General features: G+C 65.5%; 20 protein-coding genes. 15 read left to right on the plus strand and 5 right to left on the minus strand.

Annotated features, from left to right (window positions below):
- Positions 1-304: 304 nt before the first annotated feature.
- The 3 genes from fabV to Q376_RS0106785 all read right to left on the minus strand — a co-directional run bounded on the left by fabV (position 305) and on the right by Q376_RS0106785 (position 4,778).
- Positions 305-1,510 (minus strand): enoyl-ACP reductase FabV, encoded by a 1,206-nt coding sequence (gene fabV / locus Q376_RS0106775; protein WP_027349684.1) that lies wholly within the window; start codon positions 1,508-1,510, stop codon positions 305-307.
- A 132-nt stretch (positions 1,511-1,642) separates the two neighbouring features.
- Complete coding sequence (locus Q376_RS0106780) at positions 1,643-4,108, minus strand: mechanosensitive ion channel domain-containing protein (RefSeq protein ID WP_211266613.1); 2,466 nt, start codon at positions 4,106-4,108, stop codon at positions 1,643-1,645.
- 175 nt (positions 4,109-4,283) lie between these two features.
- Positions 4,284-4,778 carry a glutathione peroxidase gene (locus tag Q376_RS0106785; protein ID WP_027349686.1) on the minus strand — a complete coding sequence of 165 codons (495 nt, stop codon included), beginning with the start codon at positions 4,776-4,778 and terminating at the stop codon, positions 4,284-4,286.
- 198 nt (positions 4,779-4,976) lie between these two features.
- Here Q376_RS0106785 and ehuB point away from each other — a divergent pair, with 198 nt between their 5' ends.
- The 14 genes from ehuB to Q376_RS21670 all read left to right on the plus strand — a co-directional run bounded on the left by ehuB (position 4,977) and on the right by Q376_RS21670 (position 19,667).
- On the plus strand, positions 4,977-5,867 hold the full coding sequence (gene ehuB, locus Q376_RS0106790; RefSeq protein WP_027349687.1) for an ectoine/hydroxyectoine ABC transporter substrate-binding protein EhuB: 891 nt from the start codon (positions 4,977-4,979) through the stop codon (positions 5,865-5,867).
- An 87-nt stretch (positions 5,868-5,954) separates the two neighbouring features.
- Positions 5,955-6,626, plus strand: a complete 672-nt coding sequence (ehuC, locus tag Q376_RS0106795; protein WP_027349688.1) for an ectoine/hydroxyectoine ABC transporter permease subunit EhuC — start codon at positions 5,955-5,957, stop codon at positions 6,624-6,626.
- A gap of 47 nt (positions 6,627-6,673) precedes the next feature.
- A complete protein-coding gene (ehuD, locus tag Q376_RS0106800; protein WP_027349689.1) occupies positions 6,674-7,366 on the plus strand; it encodes an ectoine/hydroxyectoine ABC transporter permease subunit EhuD in 693 nt (230 codons plus the stop codon).
- Between the two features lie 27 nt (positions 7,367-7,393).
- Complete coding sequence (ehuA, locus tag Q376_RS0106805; RefSeq protein ID WP_027349690.1) at positions 7,394-8,209, plus strand: ectoine/hydroxyectoine ABC transporter ATP-binding protein EhuA; 816 nt, start codon at positions 7,394-7,396, stop codon at positions 8,207-8,209.
- A gap of 62 nt (positions 8,210-8,271) precedes the next feature.
- On the plus strand, positions 8,272-9,141 hold the full coding sequence (locus Q376_RS0106810) for a LysR family transcriptional regulator (protein ID WP_027349691.1): 870 nt from the start codon (positions 8,272-8,274) through the stop codon (positions 9,139-9,141).
- 171 nt (positions 9,142-9,312) lie between these two features.
- Entirely contained in the window at positions 9,313-10,323 is a 1,011-nt protein-coding gene (gene dgcN / locus Q376_RS0106815) for an N-acetyltransferase DgcN (RefSeq protein ID WP_027349692.1), read from the plus strand.
- A gap of 10 nt (positions 10,324-10,333) precedes the next feature.
- A complete protein-coding gene (ycjG, locus tag Q376_RS0106820) occupies positions 10,334-11,341 on the plus strand; it encodes an L-Ala-D/L-Glu epimerase (protein WP_211266614.1) in 1,008 nt (335 codons plus the stop codon).
- A gap of 82 nt (positions 11,342-11,423) precedes the next feature.
- Positions 11,424-13,274: an ABC transporter ATP-binding protein gene (locus Q376_RS0106825; protein WP_027349694.1), complete on the plus strand. Its 1,851-nt coding sequence runs from the start codon at positions 11,424-11,426 to the stop codon at positions 13,272-13,274.
- A 51-nt stretch (positions 13,275-13,325) separates the two neighbouring features.
- Entirely contained in the window at positions 13,326-14,879 is a 1,554-nt protein-coding gene (locus Q376_RS0106830) for a glutathione ABC transporter substrate-binding protein (RefSeq protein ID WP_027349695.1), read from the plus strand.
- Between the two features lie 36 nt (positions 14,880-14,915).
- A complete protein-coding gene (locus Q376_RS0106835; protein ID WP_027349696.1) occupies positions 14,916-15,836 on the plus strand; it encodes an ABC transporter permease in 921 nt (306 codons plus the stop codon).
- Positions 15,837-15,846: 10 nt separating this feature from the next.
- The gene (locus tag Q376_RS0106840) at positions 15,847-16,734 is read left to right on the plus strand and encodes an ABC transporter permease subunit (protein ID WP_027349697.1); all 888 of its coding nucleotides are present in this window, start codon (positions 15,847-15,849) and stop codon (positions 16,732-16,734) included.
- A 5-nt stretch (positions 16,735-16,739) separates the two neighbouring features.
- Positions 16,740-17,843: a P1 family peptidase gene (locus Q376_RS21665; protein ID WP_052365036.1), complete on the plus strand. Its 1,104-nt coding sequence runs from the start codon at positions 16,740-16,742 to the stop codon at positions 17,841-17,843.
- The gene (locus tag Q376_RS0106850; RefSeq protein WP_027349698.1) at positions 17,840-18,661 is read left to right on the plus strand and encodes a M55 family metallopeptidase; all 822 of its coding nucleotides are present in this window, start codon (positions 17,840-17,842) and stop codon (positions 18,659-18,661) included. The genes Q376_RS21665 and Q376_RS0106850 overlap by 4 nt, the downstream gene beginning before the upstream one ends.
- A gap of 25 nt (positions 18,662-18,686) precedes the next feature.
- Positions 18,687-19,667 (plus strand): isoaspartyl peptidase/L-asparaginase family protein, encoded by a 981-nt coding sequence (locus tag Q376_RS21670; RefSeq protein WP_052365024.1) that lies wholly within the window; start codon positions 18,687-18,689, stop codon positions 19,665-19,667.
- 61 nt (positions 19,668-19,728) lie between these two features.
- Here Q376_RS21670 and Q376_RS0106860 read toward each other — a convergent pair whose 3' ends face one another.
- Entirely contained in the window at positions 19,729-20,232 is a 504-nt protein-coding gene (locus tag Q376_RS0106860; protein WP_027349699.1) for an NUDIX hydrolase, read from the minus strand.
- A gap of 273 nt (positions 20,233-20,505) precedes the next feature.
- On the opposite strand from Q376_RS0106860, the gene Q376_RS23980 reads away from it, so the two are divergent.
- The gene (locus Q376_RS23980) at positions 20,506-20,808 is read left to right on the plus strand and encodes an ElaB/YgaM/YqjD family protein (protein WP_052365025.1); all 303 of its coding nucleotides are present in this window, start codon (positions 20,506-20,508) and stop codon (positions 20,806-20,808) included.
- Positions 20,809-20,915: 107 nt separating this feature from the next.
- On the opposite strand, the gene Q376_RS0106870 is transcribed toward Q376_RS23980, so the two are convergent.
- The gene (locus tag Q376_RS0106870; protein WP_027349700.1) at positions 20,916-21,977 is read right to left on the minus strand and encodes a PA0069 family radical SAM protein; all 1,062 of its coding nucleotides are present in this window, start codon (positions 21,975-21,977) and stop codon (positions 20,916-20,918) included.
- Between the last annotated feature and the right edge of the window lie 430 nt (positions 21,978-22,407).

The raw sequence follows: 22,407 nt of genomic DNA on the forward strand, positions 1-22,407 counted from the left end.
TTGCACCGGGGTTTGCGACATGGATGTCGCAAAAGGCGCGCCCGGACAGGGACGTCCATGCGCGCCGACCCGAGGGCAAGCGATTGATCGGCCAGGGTTTCGCGATCTCGTGGCGGCGCGTCCCCTTTCAGGGGGAGCGCGAGGGGACCGCCCCTCGCATCTAAGCGAGCAAGAGGCGCGTTAGGACCCAAACGGTTCTCGACTCGCCAGGATCGAAAGCGTCGCTGGGTCTAAAGGGGTTTGTCATTAATCTGGGGCCGCCGCCCCTCTCGGGGCGGCGGGCTCTACTTTCCATCACCTGGGATCAGAGTTCGACGCAGTCGAACCTGACATCGGGGTCGACGTCGGCATCGTAATCGACGTCGCTGCGCCCGAAGCCGAACAGCTTGAGGAATTCGTGCTTGTAGCCGGCGTAATCGGTGATCTGGAACAGGTTCTCGCTGGTCACCTGCGGCCACAGCGCCTTGCAGGCGTCCTGGACGTCGTCGCGCAGCTCCCAGTCGTCGAGGCGCAGGCGCTGCTCATCGTCGGTCTCGGGCCTGGCCCCGTCCTCGAGGTAGAGCCGCTCGCGGAACAGGCGATTGAGCTGGTCGATGGTACCCTCGTGCAGCCCCTTCTCCTTCATGATCTTGTAGACCATCGAGATGTAGAGCGGCATCACCGGGATCGCCGCGCTGGCCTGGGTGACCACCGACTTGAGCACCGCGACGTTGGCTCCGCCATCGATCTTCGCCAGGCGGGTATCGAGGCGCCGGGCGGTAGCGTCCAGATCGGCCTTGGCCTTGCCAAGCGCCCCATGCCAGTAGATCGGCCAGGTGATCTCGGTGCCGATATAGCTGAACGCGACGGTGCGAGCGCCGGGCGCGAGCGCGCCGGCACGCTCCAGCGCATCGATCCAAAGCTCCCAGTCCTGCCCGCCCATCACCGTGATGGTGTCCTCGATCTCCTGCTCGGTGGCAGGCTCGACCGATGCCTCGATGATGATATCCTTGTTGGTGTCGATCGCGGTCGCGGTGTAGGTCTCGCCGATCGGCTTCAAAGCGGAGCGTTTGAGCTCACCGCTGTCCGGAAGCTTGCGCACCGGCGAGGCGAGCGAGTAGATCACCAGGTCGATCTGGCCGCCCATCTCGTTTTTGATCAGCTCGATGGACTTGTCGCGCGCCTCGTTCGAGAACGCATCGCCATTGATCGACTTGCTGTAGAGCCCCTTTTGCTTGGCGAACTTGTCGAATGCCGCGGCGTTGTACCAGCCCGCGGTTCCAGGCTTCTTCTCACTGCCTGGTTTCTCGAAGAACACACCAAGGGTGTCCGCGCCGTAACCGAACGCCGCGGTGATCCGCGCGGCCAGGCCATAACCGCTGGAGGCACCGATCACCAGCACTTTCTTCGGCCCATCGCTTTGCACGCCACGCTTGGTGGTCGCCTCGATCTGCTCGAGCACGTTTCGCTCACAACCGACCGGATGCGTGGTGGTGCAGATGAAGCCGCGAACCTTGGGGTGGATGATCAACTCAAGTACCTCATCGATGAATGGTATCCGCGGCATTCTAGCGGCTGACGGATACGATGAAAAATCGATCCGACCAAAAGCGGTTGGCGCTTTGGTCGGACCGGCAACCGGTGAAGAATCGAGGGTCGACGATCAGCGCGACGGCGCCTCGTCGTCGCCCTCCTCGGTACCTTCGAGCTCGTTGCCGAGCACGTCCTCGCTTTGTCCCGCCTTGGCGCGAGTGAGAGCACGAGGCGTTTGCCCGGGCGCCGGCGCGGCGCCTTCGGCGAGGCGCTCGGCCTCGGCCTCGGTGACCCGCACCGGTGGCGCGTTGCCATTCTTGTCCTGGCCGAAGTGGACCACGGTCTGGGGATAGGGAATCTCGATGTTGGCGGCGTTGAAGTGCTTCTTGACCAGCCGGTTGAAACCGCGCTGGACCGCCCACTGCATGCCGGGGGAGGTCTTGATCAGTACCCTGATTCTCACCCCGCGCTCATCGATCGCCACCACCCCGGGAATGGTCATCTCCTCGAGGATCGAAGGTGCCAGCACCGGATCCTGCTGGAGCTCCTCGAAGGCGTGCTCTAGATGACGGATCGCATCGTCGACGCTCTCCCGGTGGGAGATGGTGTACTCCCCCAAATGGTAGGAGAAGTCGCGCATATGGTTGGTCACGGTATCCACCGAGGAGAACGGGATCAGGTGGTAGCCGCCGTCCATGGTGCGAATCCCCACCGAACGGATGGTCAGTCGCTCCACCGTGCCGAACACGCCGCCGGCCTCGACCACATCGTTTTGGTTCATGCCGTTTTCGAGCTGGATGAACACACCGGTGATGATGTCCTGGACCAGCTTCTGCGCACCGAAGCCGATGGCGAGACCGACCACACCGGCACCCGCGATCAGCGGCGCAATGTTGATTCCTATCTGCGACAGCACGACCAGCAGCGTCATGGTCACGATGACGATCAGCATGGCGTTGCGAAACAGCGCCAGCAGGGTCTGTTCGCGCGCGCTCGGCGCCTTGCCACCGACGCCGCTCAGGCGATGCTCGATAACGCTCGCGAGCACCGTCCACACCAGAGCGGCGAAGAACAGGATCAGGGCGACGTGCAGGACCACTGCGATCGCCTCGCCCCCCACCGGAGAAGCGAGCCATGCGGAGAGATCGAAGACGTGCCAAGCGTCGAGCACCGCCAGCACCACGAACAGCGTGAGCAGCAGGCGGATCGCCCTGAGCGCGGCCGGCACGTAGGAATTGAGCCGCATCTCGAGCTTGGGCAGGCGGGCGCGCAGTTCGTCGGAGAGCAGGATCCGCTTGGACGACGCAGAGGTCAGCAGCGCCGAGACCAGCAGTCCCAACCCGACCGCGAGCAGCGTCTGCAGCGTGGCGCGCGCCATGAACGGCAGCGCTTCGGCCGGCGACAGCTGGCTGATCACCAGCAGCACGACGAAATAGAGGATCGCGAACAGGTGCCAAGTGCGCGCCAGCATCCGCTCCAGGGTAGCGACCGGCGCAAGCCTTACGGTAGCGGCGTGCTGCTTGAGCCGATCGCCGATCAGCGAGCGATTCTTGAGGATCACGGCCACCGCATAGATGAACACGCCGACCATGATCAGCAGGTTGAGCATCTGCCCCACCGCCGGGGAGAAGATCGCTCTCGCCAGCGGCACCACCACCAGCAGGCCGTAGCCGGAGACCCCGATCAGCCGGGCCATCCAGCGGTTCCAGTAGCGCGCCACCTGGTCGTCCATCGGGAACAGGCGCAGGTTCGGGTAACGGGTGGCGAAGATCATCCGTACCAACGCCTTGCTGATCTCGACCACCACGAAGGCATTGATGAACAGCGACTCCATCCGCCCGATGTCGCCATTCGGGCCGACCCCGAAGAGTCCGACCGAATAGCCCACCGCACCGGCGAGCACTACCACCAGGATATCTATCCCCAGCGAACCGAATACCGCAGCCAGCCGGCCGAGCAGGGTCGATGCACTCATCACCCGGCGCTTTCGCCCCTTCTCAGCCTCGCGGCTCTCATCGATCACGGTGACGTGGGGACGGTTGGCGATCCACCGATCGATACGCCGGTAGAGCAGTGCGGCCAGCCCGCGCAGCACGAAGAAGGCGGCGAAGATCGCAACGACCACCACCACCAGCCCGGTCAGCAGTTCGATCCACCGTTCAGCGCTGACGCCGGAGACTCCCTGGCCGCTGCCCAACTCGCGCAAAGTGCGCATCGCCTCGCCGAAGTCGGCCGCAAGGCCCTGGGCGAAGCGCTGGGTGGCATCCGCGATCTGACCACCGACCGACTGCGACTCATCGAGACCGTCGAGCGGCGTCTGGTCGTCGGCGGCCTCTTCCCGCCCCCCTTGCTGCCCCCCTTCCGGCGCGGCCAGCGAGCGCAGCTGTTGAATCAACTGGTCGCGGGTCTGCTGGTTTTCGAGCAGGTCGGCGAGCGCCGAATAGGACGCCTGGGACTGCTCGGGTCCCTGCTGCTGGGCTTGGACCGGCCCCGAGGCCAGCATGAACAGCATCCAAATCAGTACATGGGCCACACCGATCAGCCTGCTGGCTGACCACCCCGCCTCGCTTGCGTGGCTCGTTCTTGCTCCGCTCACCGCGTGCTCCTTGCTGGTTTCATCGACCGCCCCGGACTATCGGACCCGCGACATCCATCCGGTAAACCCATCCGGTAAACCAAAGGGACGCCAGACGGGCTCCCCGACTCAGGCACGGGAAGCGGCTGGGCGCTCAAAGTAGAGAAAAACCGGCTATGGTTCAAAAAAAACGTGCTCAAAGCGATTCAGGAGGGACTTCGAGAGCGCGCTCGATATCACGGATGAGCAGGTTCGGTTTGCTGCTGGGCGCGTAGCGCTTGATCACCCGGCCATCGCGCCCGACCAGGAACTTGGTGAAGTTCCATTTGAGCGCGCGAGTGCCGAGCAGCCCCGGCGCGGCGTTTCGCAACTCGACGAACAGGGGATGAGCGTGGCGGCCGTTGACGTTGACCTTTTCCAGCAGCGGAAAGCTCAGATTGAAGCGAGCGCAGGCCTCGGCGAACGCTTCTCCCTCTTCTGGCGCTTGGTGGCCGAACTGGTCGCACGGAAAGCCGAGCACGACGAAGCCCTGGTCACGATAGCCAGAGTAGAGCCGTTCGAGGCTGCGCAGCTGGGGGGTGAAACCGCAGCGACTGGCGACGTTGACCACCAGCAGCACCTGACCACGCAGCGCATGCAGATTGAAGGGTTCACCGCCGAGGGTACGGCAAGGATGGTCGTAGATGGCCATTGCATCGCTCCCGATCGATCACATCGTGCACCGCTACTGCGCTCCGCGCACGGGCCTGAACCTCACCATAGTACAGGATGAATACGCCCAAGGAGCGTCCAGACAGTCGAAGCGAGACAAATGATTATTGAAACCTTCGATGATAATAACGTAACGTTATTCATTGCATAGACGATCACCTGTCCTAGGAGACCGCTCGTGAACGACAAGAGCACCGCTCTACAGCGCACGCCCGTCCAACGCCGCCTCGCCATCGCCGCCCTCGGCATGGTGGCCGGTATCACCGCGAGTCTTCCCGCCTGGGCGGTGAGCCTCGAAGAGGTACGAGACCGCGGCACTCTGCGCGTGGCGATCGCCAACGAGATTCCCTACGGCTTCACCAACATGAGTGGAGACGCGGAGGGCGCTGGACCGAAGACCGTCGAGCACATCGCCGAGGCGCTCGGCATCGACGACATCGAATGGGTCACCACCAGCTTCAGCTCGCTGATTCCCGGCCTGCAGGCCGGCCGCTTCGACGTCGTCGCCGCGGAAATGGCGGTGATGCCCGACCGCTGCGCCCAGGCGATCTACTCCGAACCCAACACCTCCTATGGCGAGGGCCTCTTGGTCCAGGCCGGCAATCCCAAGGGCATCCATGGCTATCAGGATTTCGCTGACCGCGACGATATCAAGGTCGCGATCATGGCCGGGGCCAACCAGCTCGAAATGCTGCAGCAGCTCGGTGTTCCGGAGTCGCAGATGGTGACGATCAACAACAACGCCGATGCGATCTCGACGATCAGCACCGGCCGCGCCGACGCCTATGCGGCCACCGGCACCACCATCGGCGAGCTGGCAGGACGCAGCGATGCGGTGGAGTCCGCGCCTGATTTCGTCGATCCGGTGATCGACGGGGAGGAAGTGCGCAGCTGGGGCGCGTTCACCTTCGCCAATGACTCCGAGAGCCTGCGCGACGCCTTCAATCAGCAGCTTGCCGAGTACAAGCAGAGCGACGAATGGCGCGACATGATCGCCGGCTATGGCTTCACGCCGGAGGACATAGACGCATCGTTCGAGCGCACCACCGAAGCGCTCTGCTCGAACTGATCGAGCGGCCCACGCGCGTCACGCCTTGGAGCGTGACGCGCGCTTTCTTCGTTGGTACGACCTCGCCTCCCGCCGGAGATTCTCCACATGGAATGGATTAGCTATCTCGGGCCGCTATGGCAAGGCGCCTGGGTGACCATCCAGCTGACTCTCTACTCGACCGTACTAGGCGCGCTGCTATCGTTCGCAGCGGGGATCGGCAAGCGCTCCTCGATCTGGCCGCTGCGCATACTGAGTGCGGTCTATGTCGAGGTGTTCCGCGGAACCTCGCTGCTGGTCCAGCTGTTCTGGCTCTACTTCGCCCTACCGCTGGCCGGCAATGCGATCGGCATCGACCTGCGCCTCGACCCGGTCGTCGCCGGGGTCCTGGCGCTCGGTCTCAACATCGGCGCCTACGGTGCCGAAGTGGTGCGCGGCGGGCTCAAGTCGGTCTCGCAGCAGCAGCTGGAGGCCGCGCAGGCGCTCAACTTCACGCCCCGCCAGACGCTCTGGCGCATCTCGCTGCCCCAGGCGATTCCCGAGATGCTGCCGGCGTTCGGCAACCTCGCGGTGCAGAATCTCAAGGATACCGCGCTGGTCTCGCTGATCAGCCTCGGCGATCTCGCCTTCCGCGCCGAGCAGGTGCGCAACTTCACCCAGGACAGCGCCACCGTCTACACCCTGGTGCTGCTGATGTACTTCGGCATGGCACTGGTGCTCGCCGGGATGATCAAGCTGCTCGAGATGAGCGTCGGCCGCTGGCGGACGGTGAGCCGATGAACCACGACGCTTTCCACTACGCCCCGCGCCTCCAGGAGGATCGCTGAATGCTGTTCGCAATCGCATGGGACGCCAGCAGCTCCTGGTCGCTGGCGGTCTCGATCCTACCGATCCTGCTCAAGGGTCTCTGGGTGACGCTGCAAGCCACGGTGGTGGGCTTTTTGCTCGCGATGGCGTTCGGACTGGTGCTCGCGGGGCTGAAGAGCGTGCCGCTCAAGATCGTGCGCTGGCCGGCCAAGCTGGTCAGCGAGTTCCTGCGCGACACGCCGCTGCTGGTGCAGCTGTTCTTCCTCTACTACGTGCTACCCGACTACGGGCTGCTGCTGCCCGCCTTCATGACCGGCGCGCTGGCGCTGGGGCTTCAGTACAGCGCCTACATGTCGGAGGTCTATCGCGGCGGGCTGGAAGCGGTCGGCAGCGGGCAGCGTGAGGCCGCCCGGGCGCTCAACCTGACGCCTGTGCGCACTTTCACCCATATCGTGCTGCCCCAGGCAGTGCCGCGGATCATTCCCGCCTCCGGCAACTACCTGGTCTCGATCATGAAGGACGTACCGGTACTCTCGGTGGTCACCGTGCTCGAGCTGTTCGGCGTCGCCCGGATCATCGGCGATCGCACCTTCAACTACCTGGTGCCGCTCTCCATGGTGGGCGCGCTCTACCTGATCCTGACCATACTCGCCGCTTGGGCGGTGCGTACCCTCGACCAGCGGCTACCGAAGCACGGCATCGCGCTGCGCTGATTCGATCACTCGGACGAGATATAGAGGATGAGCTCCCAGACTCCCGCATCACCCGACCAAACGCCCGCTCGCCCGCTGGTCCGCTTCTCCAAGGTGACCAAGCGCTACGGCGAGCACACCGTGCTCGACGATCTCGATCTAGACGTCGCCGCTGGAGAAAAGGTCACCATCATCGGCCCCTCAGGCTCCGGCAAGTCGACGGTGCTGAGGATCTTGATGACGCTCGAGACATTGACCGATGGGTTGATCGAAATCGACGGCGAACCGCTCTGGCACGAGCGCCGCGGTGATCAGCTCAAGCCCGCGAGCGAAGCGCACCTGCGCAAGATGCGCGGTCAGCTCGGCATGGTGTTCCAGCAGTTCAATCTTTTTCCGCACATGAGCGTGCAGCGCAATCTCACCGAAGCCCCCCGGCAGGTGCTCGGTCTATCCCGCAAGGAAGCGCAGAGCCGCGCCACCGAACTACTCGAGCGAGTGGGGCTTGCCGACCACGCCAACAAGTATCCCGGCCAGCTCTCCGGCGGCCAGCAGCAGCGCGTCGGCATCGCGCGAGCCTTGATGATGCGCCCGCGGGTCATGCTGTTCGACGAACCGACCTCGGCGCTGGACCCGGAGCTTGTCGGCGAAGTGCTCCATGTAATCCGCACGCTCGCCGACGAGCACGATCTCACCGTGCTGATGGTGACCCACGAGATGAGCTTCGCCCGGCGCTTCTCCGACCGGGTGTGCTTCTTCGACAAGGGGCGGATTCATGAGCAAGGCACGCCGGAGCAGATCTTCACCGACCCTCGAGAGGCGCGCACTCGGGAGTTTCTGCGCGCAGTGCTCGAACCCGACGTATGAGATGAGCGCAGTGCACGGTTCGCGGTAAGCTCCCGCTCTCACGCGCTCGCTGGAACCCTGCGATGAACCTGCGCCAGATCGAAATCTTCCACGCCATCCTGCAAAGCGGCAGTATCAGCGCCGCGGCGCGGGCGCTCAACGTCTCCCAGCCCAACGTCACCCGAGTGCTCGCCCATGCCGAACAGCAGCTCGGATTCCTGCTGTTCGAACGCCATGCCCAGGGGCTGTCACCAACGCCCGAGGCGCTCCGGCTGATGCCGGAGATCGAGCAGCTGATGCGCCAGCGCACCGGTATCGATACGCTGATCGGCCGGCTCAAGCGCGGTGAAGCGCAGCACCTGCGTATCGGGGCCGCCCATGCGCTCGGCCAGGCCGTGCTACCGCAGACGCTGATCGAGGCGCATCGCAGGCTGCCCCAGCTCTCGATCGAACTGGTCACCGGACACTGGGACACCCTCTGCGAAGACCTGCTGCGCCAGCGCATGGATCTGGCCCTGGCATTCGGTCAACGTCCACCGGAAGGCATCGACTTGGAAGTGCTGGGCAAGCGCCCGCTGATGGCGCTGTTTCCGCCCGGCGTCACCCCGCCTGAGCGACTCGGCCTCGACCAGCTGGGCGAAGCACCGCTATTGATGCAGCGCCAGGACCCGCTGGGCGAGCGGCTGCATGCGGCAATCGATGCAGCCGGCCTCGAGCTGCGCTCCCCCTGGCTGATCAAGACCTACGCGGTGATCGCCGAAATGGTCGCCGCAGGCGCAGGAATCGGGGTGGTCGACGCCTTCACCGCCGAGCACTATCGAGGCCGCCTGGGCGCTGCGGTGCTGAGCCCGGAGATCGAAGCCGAAGTGGTGCTGATCACACCGAGCCGGCGCAGCCTGTCGCTGCCGGCTCAGCGCCTCTGCGAGCTGCTGCGCACCCAGCTGGCCGACTGAGCCGCACGGCGCCGCGCGTACACCGATGAGGCCCGCGGCCTGCCTACCCCACCCATAACCCAAGGCTATGGAGGTGGCGCGAATCAGCATTCGACCTCCCTGCGGCGAGCCGGAATACTGGCGTCATTGCAGCCGCCTGGCTGTCCGCACACGCTCTTCTGGAGTATCGAGATGCAGATTCCCAAGCCCTACCTGCTGTTCCTCGGCGACGTCCGCGACGCACTGGCGGTCAAGATGGCCCGCGGCATCCTCACCTGGCGCCCCGAGGCCTGCGTCGGCCAGCTGCGCCTCGATGACCAGACCCCATCGCTGGGCATCGACGACCTGCCCCTCGAGGCCGGGCGCGAGCGCGGTGCGCGAACCCTGGTGGTCGGTACCGCCAATCCCGGCGGCAAGCTGCCCGAGCATTGGGTCGATACCCTCGAGCAGGCGATTGAGCTCGGCTACAACGTCGCCAGCGGCATGCACCAGCGCCTCGCCGCCATTCCCCGGCTGGCCGACGCCGCCAAGCGCCAGGGCGTCCAGCTCTTCGACATCCGCCACGACGCGCCCGCGCTCGAGGTCGGCAACGGCAAACGCCGCAGCGGCCGCCGGGTACTCAGCGTCGGGCTCGACTGCGCGGTGGGCAAGATGTTCACTGCGCTGGCACTCGAGGCCGAGCTCCAGTCACGCGGTGAGAAGGCGGATTTTCGCGCCACAGGCCAGAGCGGCATCCTGATCCAGGGCGAAGGCATCGCGGTCGACGCAGTGGTCGCCGACTTCATCTCAGGCGCAGCCGAATACATCGCGCCGGCCAACGATGCCGATCACTGGGACCTGGTCGAGGGTCAGGGCTCGCTGTTCCACCCGAGCTACGCCGGTGTCAGCCTCGGTCTGCTGCATGGCGCCCAGCCCGACTTCCTGGTCATGTGCCACGAGCTCGGTCGGCCGCACATGCGCCATCTGCCGCACATCCCGCTGCCGAGCTATGCCGCCTGCGTCGAGCGCAACCTTGCCAACGCCCGCGCCACCAATCCCGATGTCGTCCTCGCCGGCTTCTCGATCAACACCTCGAACGTCGACGAAGCGCAGGCGCGCGCCCACCTCGCCGAGATCGAGGCCGAGTTCGGCGTGCCCGCCACCGACCCCGTGCGCTTCGGCATGGGCCCGCTGGTCGACCACCTGATCGAGCGGACCCGCTAAAGGAGGCACCGTGAGCATCCAGGTCGACTACGCTGTCGAGCGCCTGCCGCTGGCCCGCCCCTTCGCCATCTCTCGCGGCACCCGCACCGAGGTCGAAGTGGTCAGGGTCACGATCACCGACGGCGCCCATCAAGGGATCGGGGAAGCGACACCGACGCCCCGCTACGGACAGACCACCGAGGTAGTGATCGCCGATCTCGAGCGGGTGCTGCCGGCGCTACGCGAAGGGCTCGAGCGCAAAAGCTTCGATCGCGATGAGCTCGCCCGGCTGCTGCCGGCGGGCGTCGCCCGCAATGCGATCGACTGCGCACTGTGGTCGCTCGAAGCGCAAAAGCGGAGCGTCGGTCTCGAGACGCTGGTCGCCGAGGCGCTGGGCGAAGCGCCGCTGCCGCAGCGTCCGGTAGACACCGTGCAGACGATTGGGATCGCCACTGCGCAAGCGATGGCCGAGGCTGCGCGAGCGGAGTGGGAGAAAGGCGCCCGGCTTTTGAAGGTCAAGCTCGACGGCGAGCTGATCGAAGAGCGGATGCGCGCCATCCGCCAGGCGGTGCCGGAGGCACGGCTGGTGGTCGACGCCAATGAGGCATTCCCCCGGCGAGGGCTCGAGCAGTGCCTCCGTCTTCTCGCCGAGCTCGGTGTCGAGATGGTCGAGCAGCCCCTGCCCGCTGGGGAGGACGCCGCGCTCGACGAGTTCCGCCATCCGCTGCCGGTCTGTGCCGACGAGAGCTGCCACACCCGCGAAGACCTGCCAGCGCTGGCCCGACGCTACGAGATGGTCAACATCAAGCTGGACAAATGCGGTGGACTGAGCGAGGGCATCGCGATGCTGGCGCAGGCCCGCACGCTGGGCCTGAACGTGATGGTCGGCTGCATGCTCGGCAGCTCCACTGCAATGCGCGCAGCGCTCCCCCTGGCCGCCCGCGCGACGCTCGTGGACCTCGATGGCCCGACCTGGCTCGCCAACGACCCCGACCCAAGGCCGCTGCGCTTCATCGCCGGGACGATCGCGTCCAGCTGAACCGATCCTTCTCACCGAGGGGGCCCCTCCCCCTCGGCGATCCTTCACCACGAAGGTCTTCACAACGACAATGCAGAGCACCATGTCCCAGCTACACTCCCCAACCACCGAATCGAACCCGGCCACTGCCGATGCGCTGCTCGAAATCGAGGGACTCAGCGTCTCCTTTGGCGGCGATCACGGCGACGTCCAGGCGCTCGAGGGAGTCGGTTTCGCCGTCCGCCCAGGTGAAATCGTCGCGCTGGTCGGCGAGAGCGGCTCGGGCAAATCAGTCACCTCTCTGGCGACGATGGGACTGCTCCCAGACAACGCCCGGCGCACATCGGGCACGATTCGCTATCGTAGCGCGAGCGGAGAGTGCGTCGATCTAGGCGCGCTCACCGACCAGGCCCATCGGCGGCTGCGCGGCAGCGAACTGGGGATGATCTTCCAGGAGCCGATGACCTCGCTGAATCCGGTGCTGCGGGTCGGTGACCAGCTCACCGAGGCCGCCCGCCTGCACCTCGGCCTCGATCCGCGCGCGGCCCGTGCACGCGCCTTGGAGACCCTCGGCCGGGTGAGGATTCCCGCCGCCGAGCGGGTCTTCGCCACCTACCCCCACGAACTCTCCGGCGGCATGCGTCAGCGGGTGATGATCGCGATGGCGCTGATGTGCCGCCCTCGGCTGTTGATCGCCGATGAGCCGACCACCGCGCTCGACGTCACCGTCCAGGCCCACATCCTCGAGATCCTTCGCGATCTGCAGCGGCAATTCTCCATTGGTGTGCTGTTCATTACCCACGACATGGGAGTGGTCGCCGAGATCGCCGACCGGGTCGTAGTGATGCAGGCCGGTCGGGTCGTCGAGCAAAACGAAGTCGGTGCGCTGTTCGCAGCGCCGCGTCACCCCTATACACGCAAGCTGCTGGCGGCGGTGCCACGGCTCGGTGAGATGCGCGGTACCTTCTCGCCGGTCCCTTTCCCGATGCCCGGCGAACCGCCCAGCGAGCCCCAGCCGGCGGTCGACTATACCCAGCCGCCGCTGCTGGAGGTCGAGGCGCTGCAGGTACGCTTCCCGATCCGGGCCGGCTGGCTGGGTCGAGTCACCCGGGAAATCCAGGCCGTCGACCGTGTCGGGCTATCGCTGTGGCCGGGCGAAACCCTCGCCTTGGTCGGCGAGAGCGGCTCGGGCAAATCGACCCTCGGCCGCTCGCTACTGCGCCTGGCGCCCAGCCTCGACGGGCGGGTCAGCCTCGATGGCAAACGCCTCGACGAGCTCGACGAAGCGGGCTTTCGTGCCATGCGCCGTGAGCTGCAGATGGTGTTCCAGGACCCCTATGCCTCACTCAACCCACGGCTCACGGTCGGTTTCTCGATCGCCGAGCCGCTGCTGATCCAACGTCGCGTCGCGTCGCTGCGCGAGGCGCTGCCCCAGGTCGAGCGACTGCTCGAACAGGTGGGTTTGAGCCCGGCCCACGCCCGGCGCTATCCGCACGAATTCTCCGGCGGCCAGCGCCAGCGCATCGCCATCGCTCGCGCGCTGGCGCTGTCGCCGAAGCTGATCGTTGCCGACGAAGCGGTCTCGGCGCTGGACGTCTCGGTCAAGGCACAGGTGATCAACCTGATGATGGCCCTGCAGCGCCGTCTACGGCTTGCTTGGCTGTTCATCTCCCACGACATGGCGGTGGTGGAGCGAGTCGCGCACCGGGTCGCGGTGATGCAGCTCGGGCGGATCGTCGAGATCGGCCCGCGCGAAGCGCTGTTCCGCACTCCCCAGCACCCCTATACCCGCCGGCTGCTCGACGCGGTGCCGATCGCCGATCCCAGTCAGCGCCGGGGACGCCGGCTCGACGACGAGGAGCCCCGCTCCGCGCTCTTTCCCAAGGGCTACCAGCGCCCGGCGCCGAGCTATCGCGAAGTAGGCGAGCGCCACTGGGTACTGGAAGACGGTTGAACCACGCTTTTCTCGCTTCACACAACGACAACCTCACCAGAGGAATGGCCTATGCCCACTCACGTCTCTCGCTGGATGCAACGTTCTCTGCTCGCCGCAGCGGTCTGCGCCTGCGCGCTCAATGCCGTACCCAGCTGGGCCCAGGATCTGCGCATCGCGCTCTACGCCGATGCCACCGGTTTCGACCCCCACGACACCTCCGATACGCTGAGCTATTCGGTGCAAAGCGGCATCTTCGAGCGGCTGTTCCAGTTCGACCGCGAGATGAAGGTGATACCCGTGCTCGCCACCGGCTACGAGGCGAACGACGATGCCACCGAGTTCACCATCACGCTGCGCCAGGGAGTCGAGTTCTCCGATGCGACACCGTTCAACGCAGCGGCGGCCAAGGCCAACCTCGACCGGCTCGCCGACCAGAGTCTGGGCCTGAAGCGCAATAGCCTGTTCTCGATGGTCGATCGCGTCGAAATCCTCGATGACTATCGCATCAAGGTGGTCCTCAAGCGTCCCTTCGGCGCGATGATCAATACGCTCGCCCACCCGTCGGCGGTGATGATCAGCCCCAAAGCGCTCGCCGATCATCCGAGCGAAGACGAACTGCGCCGTAATCCCGTCGGCACAGGGCCATTCGAATTCGCCGGCTGGGAGCCCGGCCGCCAGATCAAGCTGGTGAAGAATCCCCAATACTGGAAAGAGGGCTGGCCGAAGGTCGATAGCGTAGTGTTCTATCCCACGCCCGAAGCCTCGACCCGGGTCGCCCGGCTGCAGGCGGGCGAGGTCGATGCCGTCTATCCCTTGCCCGCCGAGCTGACCCAGGTGGTGGAACGCAACCCGAAACTCGGGATCGCACGCGATCCGGGCATCATGCAGTACTTCCTCGCGATCAATAACCTCAAACCGGCACTCGACGATGTACGGGTCCGCCAGGCGTTCAACCACGCGATCGATTCCAGGGTGTGGCTGCGCGCGGTGTTCGGCGACATGGGTACCGTCGCCACCGCACCGATCGCCGATGGCGTCGGCTTCTACGCCGCGCAGCCGGAGTACGCCTACGATCCCGATCTGGCGCGTGAACTGCTCAGACAGGCGGGCCATGCGGACGGCTTGGATCTCCAGCTGTGGACCAGCAACGAAACCTCGGACGTCCGGGCCGCGCAGATCTTCAAACAGCAGTTGGGCCAGGTCGGTGTGCGGGTAAGCGTCGTACCGATGGACGCCGGCGCGCGTAACGAAAGACTTTGGGGCAACAAAGATCCCGAGTCGGCCCAGTACGATCTCTACTATGGCGGCTGGTCGCCCTCCACCGGTGAGGCCGACTGGGCGCTGCGGCCGGTCTATGCCACCGAATCCTGGACGCCGACCTCCTACAACGTCGCTTACTACTCCAATCCCGAAGTCGATCAGGACATCCAGGCCGCGCTCGAGACGGCCGACGATGAGGTGCGCGCGGCGCATTATGCCAAGGCCCAGGCGCAGATCTGGCAGGACGCACCCCGGGTATTCCTCGGCAATCCCGATAACGTGGTCGGACTCACCAAAGGGCTCAACGAGGTCTACATGCTCGCCGATCGCTCGTTGGTCTTCGACCAGGCGAACTTCGAATGAACCTCTCAGCACCCACGGCGGGAGGGAGTGATTGAGATGTTGATCCATGGCCTGAAGCGGCTGTTGGGGATGATTCCGGTGCTGTTCACGGTGTCGATCCTGGTGTTCGCCTTCATCAAGTTGATGCCAGGCGATCCGGCGAGGATCTACGCTGGCGCCGATGCGTCGCTCGAGGCGGTGGAGGCCGCCCGGCACACCCTTGGTCTCGATCGTCCGCTGCCCATGCAGTACTTCGATTGGCTCGCAAGCCTCGCCCAGGGCGATCTCGGTGTCACCTACCGCACGCGCCAGCCGGTCAGCGAGGTGATCGGTGCGAGCTTCATGCCATCGCTGTGGCTTGCGCTGGCGAGCTTCTGCTGGTCGGCGCTGGCGGGTATCGCGCTCGGTGTGTTCGCCGCGCGGCGGCGGGGACGCTGGCAGGACTATGGCGCCATGGGCCTGGCGGTGAGCGGCATCTCGCTGCCGCCGTTCTGGCTCGGCCTGCTGCTGATCCAGTTCGTCGCGGTCCCCTTCGGTGTATTCGCGACCAGCGGCTTCGAGCGCCCGCTCGACCTGGTGCTACCGGCCATCACGCTCGGCTCGGCGGTGGCGGCGGTAATGGCACGCTTCACCCGTTCGGCCTATCTCGAGGCAGCGAACGAAGACTACGTGCGCACGGCCCGGGCCAAGGGCCTCACCCAGCGCATGGTGGTATGGAAGCACACCATGCGCAACGCGCTGATCCCGATCGTCACCATGCTCGGCCTGCAGTTCGGCTTTCTACTCAGCGGCTCGATCGTGATCGAGACGGTATTCAGCTGGCCCGGCCTCGGCTGGCTGTTGATCGAATCGATCAAGAGCCAGGATCAGCCGGTGGTGCAGTCGCTGGTGCTGCTGTTCGTCACCATGTTCCTGGTGATCAACCTGGCGGTAGACCTGCTGTACGGTGTGATCAACCCCACCGTGCGCCACACTTGAAGGAGCCGGCATGACGTCATCCTCTTCTCCGCTGGTCGCCGCGGCGGCCCCGCTCTCTTCGCCCTGGCGCCAGTTCACCCGCCGCTTTCTGCGCCACCGCATGGCGCTGGGAGCGACGCTGTTCTTGCTGATCCTCTGCATGGCGGCGATCCTGGCGCCCTGGCTCGCTCCGTACGACCCGCAGGCCTCCGACTGGATGGCGCTGGCCAGCCCGCCCGACGCCAGCCACTGGTTCGGCACCGACGACCTCGGCCGCGACATCTTCAGCCGGATTCTCTACGGTGCGCGACTCTCACTCTGGGTCGGCCTGACTTCCGTGGGCCTGGGCGCGATCGGCGGCGTGCTGCTGGGCCTGATCGCAGGGTTCCACGGCGGGCGCGTCGATACCCTGATCATGCGCGGCGCCGACGTGCTCTTCGCTTTTCCTGGCATGCTGCTGGCGATCGCGATCGTCGCGGTGCTGGGCCCGGGGTTGAACAACCTGATCATCGCAGTGGCGGTGTTCAGCGTGCCGGTCTTCGCCCGGCTGGTCCGCGCCCAGGCGCTGTCGCTGAAGACCACCACCTACGTGGAAGCGGCGCGCAGCCTCGGCGCATCGACCTCGACACTGATGCTGCGCCACCTGCTGCCGGCGACGCTGGCCAGCGTGATCGTGTTCTTCACCATGCGCATCGGGGTCAGCATCCTCACCGCCGCGGGCCTGAGTTTCATCGGCCTAGGCCCCGAGCCCGACGTCCCCGAATGGGGCAACATGCTGGCATCGAGCCGCAGCCTGATGATGGCCGGTGCCTGGCATGTCAGTGTCTTTCCAGGCGCCGCCATCTTCGTCACCGTACTGGCATTCAACCTGCTCGGTGATGCGCTGCGCGATACGCTCGATCCCAAGCTCAAGGGGTGATCAAGATGCCAGCAGCCACCGAGTACCTTGACGACTTCACCCGCGCAGGCGCCCTCGCCCTGATTCGACGGGCCCGCCGGGACGGGCATTGGATCGCGCCCAGACTGGCGCCGGGGCCGCACGATTCGCTCGCCGACGTGCCGGGCGTGCGGGTCGGCCACACCACGCTCGATCAAGGTGGCGTACAAACCGGCTGCACCGCGATCGACTTCGGCGCCGAACCGCTGATACGGCCATTGCCCTGTGGCACCGCGGTGTTCAACGGCTTCGCCAAACCGGTCGGCCTGACCCAGCTGACCGAGCTCGGCGAGCTGTCGGGGCCGATCCTGCTCGGCAACACCTACTCGATAGGTGCTTTGTTCGATGCGGCGATACGCTGGGCGACCCTGCGCCAGCCGAGCCTCGGACGCGAGGCGGCGACGTTCAATCCAGTCGCGCTCGAATGCAACGATGGCTATCTCAACGACCTCCAAGCCCAGGCGATCGATCAGCGCCATGCGTTGGCGGCGATCGACCAGGCGACGGCCGGGTTCACCCGCGGCGCAGTGGGCGCGGGAAGAGGGATGAGCAGCTTCGGGGTCAAGGGCGGGATCGGCAGCGCCTCGCGGCTGGCCAGCGCCGCCGGCCACCGCTGGTGCGTTGGCGCGCTGGTGCTGGCCAACTTCGGCCGAGCGCGGGACTTCACGCTGGATGGCGTGCGTCTCGGTCCATGGTTGGCGGCCCGGCTCGGCTCGCCCAACCGCGAACCGCCGGAAAAGGGCTCGATCATCGTCGTGCTCGGCACCGATGCGCCACTCGATCCGCGCAGGCTCTCCCGACTGGCGCGCCGCGCCGGCATCGGCATCGGCCGCTGTGGCGCCTGCTGGGGCCACGGTTCGGGCGACATCGCCCTGGCGGTGAGCGTCGCCGACCAGGCTCCGCCGCTTGCCGACGAGACGCTCGATGAGCTGTTCCAGGCCGCGGCGGACGCGACCGAAGCAGCGATCGTCGATGCCTTGACCCAGGCCCAGGCGGTGGTGGGGTTTCGACAGCATCGCCGCGAGTCGCTCAGTGATCTACTCGAGGAGCTCGCCGCCGAGCTCACCCTATCTACCGGAGAAACGCCGTGAAGCTGTTCATCGTTGCCGATATCGAAGGTGTCGCCGGCGTCGCTCGTCCAGAGCAGTGCCGGCCTGGCAACCCCGAGTACGAACTCGCCCGCGCACTGATGGAGGGAGAGGTCAATGCAGCGATAGAGGGCGCCATCGATTCGGGCGCGACGCGAATCGTGGTCGCCGACAGCCATGCCTCGATGAGCAATCTGCGCGCCGACCACATTCATCCATTCGCCGAACTGGTACACGGCAAGCCACGGCGCTTCTCGATGGCCGAAGGGCTGGCCGACGACGAGTTCGATGCTATCGCCTTCATCGGTCTGCACGCACCGGCCGGGGTTGCCGGCGTGCTCGCCCACACCATCAACGGCCGCGCCTTTCATCGCGTCGAGCTGAATGGCGAGCTGGTCGGCGAAACCGACCTTTATGCGGCCTACGCCTGCGAATGCGGCGTGCCTCTGGTGCTGGTGAGCGGCGATGATCGCTTGGCGGCCTGGGGCGAGGAGCGTCACCCGCAAGCGCTGCGCGTCGTGGTCAAGCAGATGCAGGCCACCTGGAGCGCCCGCTCGCTCTCTCCTCAGGCCTCACGCGAGCGTATTCGCCAGGCGATGCGCGATGCGCTCGCCGGAGGGCGCGGCGAACCGCAGCCGCGCTTCTTCGCGCCCTACCGGCTGAAACTGGTCGCGACCCAGCCCGTGCTAGCGGATGCCTTCTCGATGCTGCCCGGGGTCGAACGTCTCGACGCCCAGTCGATCGGCTTCACCTCGAACACCGTCGGTGAGACCATTGCCCTGCTCGGCGCGGCGTCGCTGCTCGCCGGCAGTTTGATTTGAACGTTCGCCGCCAGGAACTCCTTCGATGAACTTCGCCGCTTTTCATAGCCAAGCCCCCGTCTCCGGATACTCGATCGCGCTGCACGGCGGGGCCGGCACGCTCGATGAGTCGACGCTCAGCGACGAGCAGCAGCGTGCGATCCATGCCGCGCTGCGCTCAGCGCTCGCCGTCGGCGAACGGCTGCTCGAGAACGGCGGGGACGCGCTGGATGCAGTGGAAGCGACGGTCGTCGCGCTCGAGGAGTGCCCGTTTTTCAATGCCGGGGTCGGCGCCTGCCTGAGCTGGGAAGGAGACCACGAGCTGGACGCTGCGATCATGGACGGCCGTGATCTCGGCAGCGGCGCGGTGGCCGGCGTGCGGGAGGTGCGCAATCCGATCCGCGCGGCCCGCGCGGTGATGGAGCGAAGCGAACACGTGCTGCTCGGCGGCGCGGGCGCCGACCGCTTCGCTCGATCCTGCGGGCTCGAGATGGTCGACAACGGTTTCTTCACCACCGCGCTCAGGCGCGAACACTGGGAGGCACTGCGCACCGAGCGCGCGGAGTCCGACGCCCGGCTGAGCGATCCGTTTCGCTTCGGTACCGTCGGCGCGGTGGCTCGCGATCGCAATGGCCACCTCGCCGCCGCTACCTCGACCGGCGGGGTGACCAACAAGCGCTGGGGGCGGATCGGCGACAGCCCGATCATCGGCGCGGGCACCTATGCCGACGATCGCAGCTGTGCGATCTCCTGTACCGGCAAGGGCGAGCTTTTCATTCGCGAGAGCGTCGGTCACGAGATCTCCGCGCGCATGCGCCTTGCCGGGCAGTCCCTTGCGAGCGCAAGCCGCGAGCTGCTCGAAGGCCCGCTGAAGATATCGGGCGGCGCGGGTGGCCTGATAGCGGTGGATCGCGATGGCAGGCTCTCGCTCGATTTCAACAGCAGGGGAATGTACCGGGCCTGGAGGATCGAGGGCGAACGCGCCTGCAGTGCGATCGAGCTCGGCGTGGTCGAATACATGGATTAAGCATGCCGAGGGCGGTTCGAAAGGCTCACCGCGGGATGCACCGGGCGGTGCTTGAAACGCGCTACGCCGCCAGCCAGCCCCCGCCAATCAGCCGCTCCAGCGCGACGCGGCTGTCCGGGGTCACCGGTGAAAGAGCCAGTGCATCCTTGGGGGACATCCATTCCACCGCGGCGACTTCACTTTCCTGCAGTACCATCGGCCCACGGTATTCGACCAGGAAGACCCCGCCGAATGCTTTCAACCGCTGGTCGATATAGCGAAAATCGAAGCAATGACGCAGCTTCACCCCGGTGATACCGAGCTCCTCGGCAAGCTCCCGGCCAGCGCCGACGTGCATCGCCTCCCCGGCTTCGACCACACCGCCCGCGGCAAGGTCGAAGGCACCGGGAAAGATATCCTTGGTCAGCGTACGACGCTGCACGCAGATGCGCCCCTCTCCGTCGGTGACGAACACATAGGTCGCTCGGTGCCACAGGCGCAGGCGCCTGACGAATGCCCTGGTGGCCGAGCCACAAGGGCGGTTGCGATCATCGACCAGTTGAACCCATTCGAGCATTGGGGACATGCTCCATTCTCCTCATGGAAACGAGCGCCCGCTCGGCCAGCGCAGCGACGACGCCAGGACGGGTCTGAACTCCAGCCCGAAAGTGTACACGCGCGGCTGCGGGTTGCGAGCCCCCGGCACTCGTTCGAAAGTGAACAAATCACCGCGCTGGTCTATCTTGCTAACTGAGTGAGCTAGAGACCCACGCTCATCCATTCTCAGCGGCCAGGCACGCGTGCAGTGGACGCCGCGTCATTCGCCGGGCCGTGTGAAGTCCCAGTTCAGGAGAACGTTATGCTAGGACTCTTTTCATCCAGATCTCATCGTGATGCCCAGGAATATGCCAAGGAGCTGCGTCGCGGTCTTCGGGAATCTGCCCGCCACGGACGTGGCCGACTGCACGAACTGGGGGTCAGCGCCTCGGATGGCGCCCATCGAGTCGGCCATCGGATCGAGGACGGCAGCCGCCGTGCCTGGGAGCTGACCGAGGAAAGCGCGCGCGAAATCGACGATCGCGTCCACGACAACCCCTGGCCCTACATCGCCGCAGGCACCGCCCTGGGGCTTGCGATCGGCTACATGCTCGGCCGGCGCTGAATGCTCCTCGCCATGCCCTGACCTGGGCATGGCGAACGTTCTTCGCTCATGTTCCATCCTCCGACCTTTGGCTCCAAAGACCACACTCCTGCCCGTCAGGGCCTGGATCAAAGCAGCGACAGCTGGGCCCCCGGTACCGAGAAGCCAGTGCAATCGAGCCCTTCCACACGCTGGCGCTCGAGCCCATAGCGCCGCCGTGCAAGGCGGAAACGCTGCGCGATCAATTCAGCGAAAACCCCCTCCCCCTTCATCCGGGTCGAAAAGTCGGCGTCGTATAGCTGCCCGCCCCGGCTTTGCCGCATCAGCCCGAGGACATGGTCGGCACGCAGCGGATAATGTTCTCTGAGCCACTCCTCGAACAGCGCCGCCACCTCGCGCGGCAGGCGAAGCAGCACGTAGCCGGCGCTGTCGGCACCCGCCTGCGCGGCGGCCTCCAACAGGCGCTCGAGCTCGTGATCGTTGAGCATCGGAATGATCGGCGCGCACAGCACCCCGACCGGCACACCCGCCTCCTTGAGCCTGCCAATCACCCTGAGTCGGGCAGCCGGCGCGGCGGCGCGCGGCTCCATCCGACGCTTGAGTTCATCGTCGAGGGTAGTGAGGCTGACCATCACCCGCACCAGGCGATGCTCGGCGAGTTCCGCGAGCAGGTCGAGATCGCGCAGCACCATCGCACCCTTGGTCACCAAGGTGAGCGGATGGCGATAGCGCAGCAGTACCTCGAGCGCCGCGCGGGTCAACTTCATCTCGCGTTCGATCGGCTGGTAAGGATCAGTGTTGCTGCCCAGTGCGATCGGCTGGCAGCGGTAGCCCGGGGCCGACAGCTGCCGCTCGAGCACTTCGGCGAGGTTGGTCTTGGCGATCAGCCGTGTCTCGAAGTCGAGCCCGGGGGAAAGATCCCAATAGGCGTGGCTCGGTCGCGCAAAACAGTAGATGCAGCCGTGCTCGCAGCCGCGATAGGGATTGAGCGAACGGTCGAAGGGGATGTCGGGAGAATCATTGCGGCTGATCACCGACTTGGCTCGCTCGAGGCGCACCTCGGTGAGTCTCGGCAACGGCGTTTCCTGATACCAACCGTCGTCGACCAGCTCGATACGCTCGGAGTGAAAGCGATTGGCCGGATTATGGCCGGTACCCCGCCCTCTCGGCGTTGCGTTCTCAGCGACCATGGCAGAGCTCCACATGTACATTCATACAGTACAGTATGGCGCGCTTGCACACCTCACGTCGAGCGATCCATGCGCAGATGCCCTAAACGAGTAAACGTGCCCACTTTCAGTTGAATTGTATCAACCTACTTACAGTCCGTTTACAACAATGCGGCGCTGGACACATCCTAGATCGCCCTAAGGTGTACGTCTCTCTCAAGCAGCTCATCTCAAAGTGAAACGAAGCGATGAAAAGATGCCCTTTCTGTGGCAGCTATGGAGTGGAAGCGCTGCCTCGCAGCATCTTTGGCCGCTTGATGCGCTTACGCCACTATCATCACTGCCACGACTGCCATAAAGTCTTCAAATATAAAAACAACATGCAAACAGAAGCGGTAGAAAAGTCCAAATCCCGACCCAGAACTTAATAAAAGCATTACCAACGTAAAAA

The sequence above is a fragment of the Halotalea alkalilenta DSM 17697 genome, from assembly GCF_000621205.1.
Taxonomy (GTDB): Bacteria; Pseudomonadota; Gammaproteobacteria; order Pseudomonadales; family Halomonadaceae; genus Halotalea; species Halotalea alkalilenta.